Consider the following 4,467-nt stretch of genomic DNA (forward strand, 5'->3'; position numbering starts at 1 on the left):
GTTCCCGTGGCCCGGGGCGCCGAGCGGCCGCTGCTCGAACCCCTGCGCACCGCCCATCACGTGCACGGCCGGGACGGCATGGGCGACCTCGGACTGCCCGCGCCGGCCCGCCGGCCCACCGAGGTGGACGCGGTGATGCTGCTGCACCACGCGATCCTGGCCTCGCCCCGTCCGGTCACGCTGGTCCCCACCGCTCCCCTGACCAACATCGCCCTGCTGCTGCGCACCCACCCCGAGGTGACCCGCAACATCGAGCGGATCGTGTTCATGGGCGGCGCGGTGGCCACCGGAAACGCCACACCGGTCGCCGAGTTCAACGTCTGGCACGACCCGGAGGCCGCGGCGGTCCTGCTCACCGCCGGGGTGCCGATCACGATGTACGGCCTGGACGTGTTCCAGCGGGTGCTCGTGCCGGAGGCGGACGTACGGCGGCTGCGCGAGCGCGGTGAGCCGGGTGCCCGGCTGGCCGGGCGGCTGCTGTCCCACCGCTCCCCGGCCACCGGCAACGACGTCCCCTACGGTGGCCTCGGCGACGCGGGCGCGGTGTGCTCGGTCGCCGACCCGGCCGGGCTGACCACCCACCGGCTGCCGGTGGAGGTCGTCCTCGCGCCGGGCCCGGCCCGCGGGCAGACGGTCGTCGACCGCCGCCCGCGTCCGGGCGAGGCGGAGCTGCACGGCGAGGCCCGTGAACAGCCCCTGGTGGACGTGGCGTCGGACATCGACGCCGAGCGGTACGTCAAGCTGTTCCTGGCCACCGTGGAGGGGCCGGCCGGGCCCCGGAGCCTGTTACGAGGCGCGGTTCGCCGTCCGGCGCCGCGTGGCGACCACGATCGCCGCGCCGCCCGCGAGCAGCACCGCGGCGCCGCCGGCGACGAGGCCGGTGTTGCTGCCGCCGCCGGTCTCCGCCAGGTCGCCGCTGCCGCCGTTCGGGGCCGGGGCCGGGGCGGTGGTGGACTCGGAGGCGGAGGCCGACGGGGCCGGAGCCTCGCTCGGGCTCGTCGACGGGCTCTCCGTCCCGGCGGGGGTCTCGGTGGCCGGCGGCGTCGTGTCCTCCGCCGGGGCCGACGGCTCGGCGGGGGCCGAGTCCGACGGGGCGGTCGGCGTCCCGGTCTCGGGCTCGGGCTCGGGCGCGGACTCGGTGGCCGTGCAGTCCTTGGTGCCGCCGTTCCAGGCCGCGATCAGCTTGTCCTTGATGACCGGGCGGTCCGGGCCCTTGGGCAGCTCGCCGTGCTCGAAGCCGTCGTTCGCGTCCGTCCTGCCGTCGAACTTGACCGCCCCGCGGTACAGGTCGATCTGCGCGAAGCAGCCGGCGTCCGGCACGGCGATGTCGAGGGAGTCGGTCTGGCCGCGCTTGACCGTCACCGTGTCGAAGTCGACGAACACCTGCTCGCCGGAGGTGGCGAACGTCGGGCCGTGGGCGAGGTAGGAGGCCAGGGAGGCGGTGCAGGTCGTGGCGTCCCGGGCGGTACGGACCTTGATGTGGACCTTGCCGTCCTCGCCGGGCCGCAGGCTCTGGTCGTCGACCTTGACGGCGTCGAAGAAGTTCTTGCCGTCCAGCGAGAACTGGCAGCGGTCGCTCTCGGTGACCTTGCCCGCGCCCGTCCCGGGCTTGTACTGGCCGCCGTTCTTCCAGCCGTCACCGCCGGGCACGTCCTGCGCCCAGGCTCCGGAGGCGGCGGCGACGGAGGCGGCGCACAGGGCGAGCGTCGCGGCGCCCGCTCCCAGCAGGCGGCCGGCGGTGACACGTCTGGCTATGGACATACGGATCCCATCTTGCTTGTGCACAGGGGTGGCTGGTGTGCACAGGGGTGACTGGTCACAGGACTACGGCACGGACCAGGAGAGGGCCACGGAAGACGGAAGAGACAACGGGCCCATCGGTCACATGCGCCACAGTGTGCGCTCATGTTCGTGTGCGCGGTTGAAACATGTCAACTTCGTGACCACAGAACCGAGTTCGCTGCCTCATCACATTTGTGTCACATGGGGAACCGGATGTTCCGCGACTCACCCCACCTGGGGGCTGGGGGTCGGCTGCGGGCTGGGCGCCTGCTGCGGATCGGGGGCCTGTGGGGTCGACTCGCCGGGGACCACCAACGTGGTCGAGGTGGGGTTCGGCGGCGGGGTGAGCACGACCATGGGCTGGCGGCCGGACGGGGGCGGCGGGGTCAGGTCCACGAGGGGCAGCTTCGGCGGGGTCGTCTGCATGAACAGCGTCTGCTCGAAGTTGACCAGTCCGGTGGCCTCCAGAACCATGATGTGGTCGAGGACGGTGTCGTTGGCCTGGTTGGCGAGCTCGCGGATCAGGCCGTTCTTGGTCGTGGAGCGGACCTTCGCGATGGTGTTGAAGATCGAGCCGTGCGTCATGCGCAGGATGTTGGCCAGTTCGGAGTCGAACTCCTTGCCGTTCTTGCTGCCGATCGTGACGACGAAGCCCTCCTGCTGCGGACTGGCCACGTTCGGCAGCGTGATGTTGAGCAGGGGGGCGATCTTGCGGCAGCTGGTGTCCAGCGCCGCGTGACCGTCGATCAGGTGCTCGCCCGCGGTGACGACCTCCGGGGTCGTCCCCTTCTCCAGGGCCATCTTGCCGAGGGGGTACTCCCACAGCCCGGCCGCGCGCACCTTGACCACGAAGTCCCGGTCCGACTCCGTCAGCGGCCCCCACTGCGTCTGGGCGATGATGCGGTCGCCGTCGTTGGACACCTTGTCCAGACCGAGCATGGCCGGGTAGCCGAGTGCGACAAGGGTCAGGCTGAGGGCACCGCCCACGAAGAGCGTTCCCGTCGCGTTCCGCGAAAAGCGCACCGTGCCTCCTGCGCGGTCATGGATCCCGCCTCACAGGCGGTTCGGACACCCACTGATACGTACGGGGGGAGCGTAAAGAATCTTTTGATTTGGTAAAAACTCACTGTCGCCGGTGTGACGCCGATCACCCGGGGATGGGTACCCGCACCCGTACGCCACGTCATCCGTGCGGACGCCGGGCCCGGAACCCGCGCGGCACCCACCGCACGGAGCAACGCCGATCCGAGAGGTGGACGACATGACCGACACCCGCACCGTGGCCGTCCTGGGCACCGGGATCATGGGCGCCGCGATGGCCCGCAACCTCGTGCGCGCCGGACACGCCGTCCGGGTCTGGAACCGCACCCGGGCCAAGGCCGAGCCCCTGGCCTCCGACGGCGCCGAGGTCGCCGGGACCCCCGCCGAGGCGGTGCGCGACGCCGACGTGGTCCTGACGATGCTCCACGACGGCGGCACGGTCCTGGACGTGATGCGCGAGGCCGCCCCCGCGCTGCGCCGGGACGCCGCGTGGGCGCAGTCGACCACGGCGGGGCTGGAGTCGGTCGCCGAACTGGCCGCCCTCGCCGACGAGCACGGCCTGGTCTTCTACGACGCACCCGTGCTGGGCACCAAGCAGCCGGCCGAGGCCGGCCGGCTGACCGTGCTGGCGGCGGGGCCCGTCGAGGGCCGGCGGGCGGTGACGCCGGTGTTCGAGGCGGTCGGCGCCCGTACGGTGTGGACCGGCGAGGACGCCGCGGCGGCCACCGCCACGCGGCTGAAGCTGGTGACCAACAGCTGGGTCATCGCGGTCACCGCGGCGGCCGGCGAGGCGCTGGCCCTGGCCAAGGGGCTCGACGTGGATCCGCGGGGCTTCTTCGACCTCATCGCGGACGGCCCGCTCGACATGGGCTACCTGCACGCCAAGGCCGGCGTCATCCTCGAGGACAGGTTCCTCCCGCCGAGCTTCGCGGTGACCACCGCGGAGAAGGACGCCCGCCTGATCGTCCGGGCCGGCGAGCGCCACGGCGTCCGTCTCGACGTGGCCGCCGCGAGCGCCGAACGGTTCGCCCGCGCCGCCGCCCAGGGGCACGGGGAGGAGGACATGGCGGCGGCGTACTTCGCGAGCTTCACCGACCGCGACCCGGCCGGGGAGGACCACGGGCGGGCGGAGCCGTGACGGTGACGCGGGGCGCCGGAGGTCAGGCGCGGTCGGTGAGTTCCTCGGCGTACACCTGGGACAGCGGCTGAGGGCCCACGTACTGCTGGCAGTTGCACTGCCCCGGCTCGAAGCGCAGCGGCTTCTTGTTCTCGTCCCAGGCCGTCGGGACCTCGACGCGCTCGTGGCAGCGGCCGCTCTTGTCGTGCTTGGCCAGATGGTGGGTGCACCCGCACACCGGCTCCGGCGGCTTGTGCGCCGTCTCCACGGCCAGCCGCTCCGCCTTCGCCGCCTCCATCAGCTCCAGCTTCCGCTCGTGCCGGTTGCGCAGCGCGGTGCGGACGGTGTCGGCGAACCAGGCGAAACCACCCGTCCAGAACAGGATCAGTACCCACCAGATCCAGTGCATCGCTCACTTCCCCTTCCCCCTGAGGAGCTCAGGATAAGCGTGGGGGAGCCGGGCGTCGTCGTCCGGGACACGCACGGACGGCCCCGGCACGGCAACCGGCGCCGCCGCTCCCGTCCGG

General features: G+C 72.5%; 4 protein-coding genes and 1 pseudogene. 2 read left to right on the top strand and 3 right to left on the bottom strand.

What is annotated here, in order from left to right:
• Window positions 1-765 (top strand): annotated as a pseudogene (locus RH94_RS26955) (nucleoside hydrolase); the annotation flags it as partial.
• A gap of 21 nt (window positions 766-786) precedes the next feature.
• Here RH94_RS26955 and RH94_RS26960 read toward each other — a convergent pair.
• Together RH94_RS26960 and RH94_RS26965 are read right to left on the bottom strand one after the other, a co-directional pair.
• Complete coding sequence (locus RH94_RS26960; protein WP_073950762.1) at window positions 787-1,761, bottom strand: LAETG motif-containing sortase-dependent surface protein; 975 nt, start codon at window positions 1,759-1,761, stop codon at window positions 787-789.
• A gap of 246 nt (window positions 1,762-2,007) precedes the next feature.
• Window positions 2,008-2,769 (bottom strand): DUF4142 domain-containing protein, encoded by a 762-nt coding sequence (locus RH94_RS26965; protein ID WP_073950790.1) that lies wholly within the window; start codon window positions 2,767-2,769, stop codon window positions 2,008-2,010.
• 274 nt (window positions 2,770-3,043) lie between these two features.
• On the opposite strand from RH94_RS26965, the gene RH94_RS26970 reads away from it, so the two are divergent.
• Window positions 3,044-3,961, top strand: a complete 918-nt coding sequence (locus RH94_RS26970; RefSeq protein ID WP_073950792.1) for an NAD(P)-dependent oxidoreductase — start codon at window positions 3,044-3,046, stop codon at window positions 3,959-3,961.
• A gap of 22 nt (window positions 3,962-3,983) precedes the next feature.
• Here the strand turns inward: RH94_RS26970 and RH94_RS26975 are convergent, their stop codons facing one another.
• Window positions 3,984-4,349: a hypothetical protein gene (locus RH94_RS26975; protein ID WP_073950763.1), complete on the bottom strand. Its 366-nt coding sequence runs from the start codon at window positions 4,347-4,349 to the stop codon at window positions 3,984-3,986.
• Window positions 4,350-4,467: the final 118 nt, after the last annotated feature.

Source organism: Streptomyces kebangsaanensis (assembly GCF_001906585.1).
Lineage (GTDB): Bacteria > Actinomycetota > Actinomycetes > Streptomycetales > Streptomycetaceae > Streptomyces > Streptomyces kebangsaanensis.

Coding starts and splice junctions, on each gene's coding strand:
- RH94_RS26975 (WP_073950763.1), bottom strand. CDS start 4,349: ATGCACTGGATCTGGTGGGTACTGATCCTGTTCTGGACGGGTGGTTTC.
- RH94_RS26960 (WP_073950762.1), bottom strand. CDS start 1,761: ATGTCCATAGCCAGACGTGTCACCGCCGGCCGCCTGCTGGGAGCGGGC.
- RH94_RS26970 (WP_073950792.1), top strand. CDS start 3,044: ATGACCGACACCCGCACCGTGGCCGTCCTGGGCACCGGGATCATGGGC.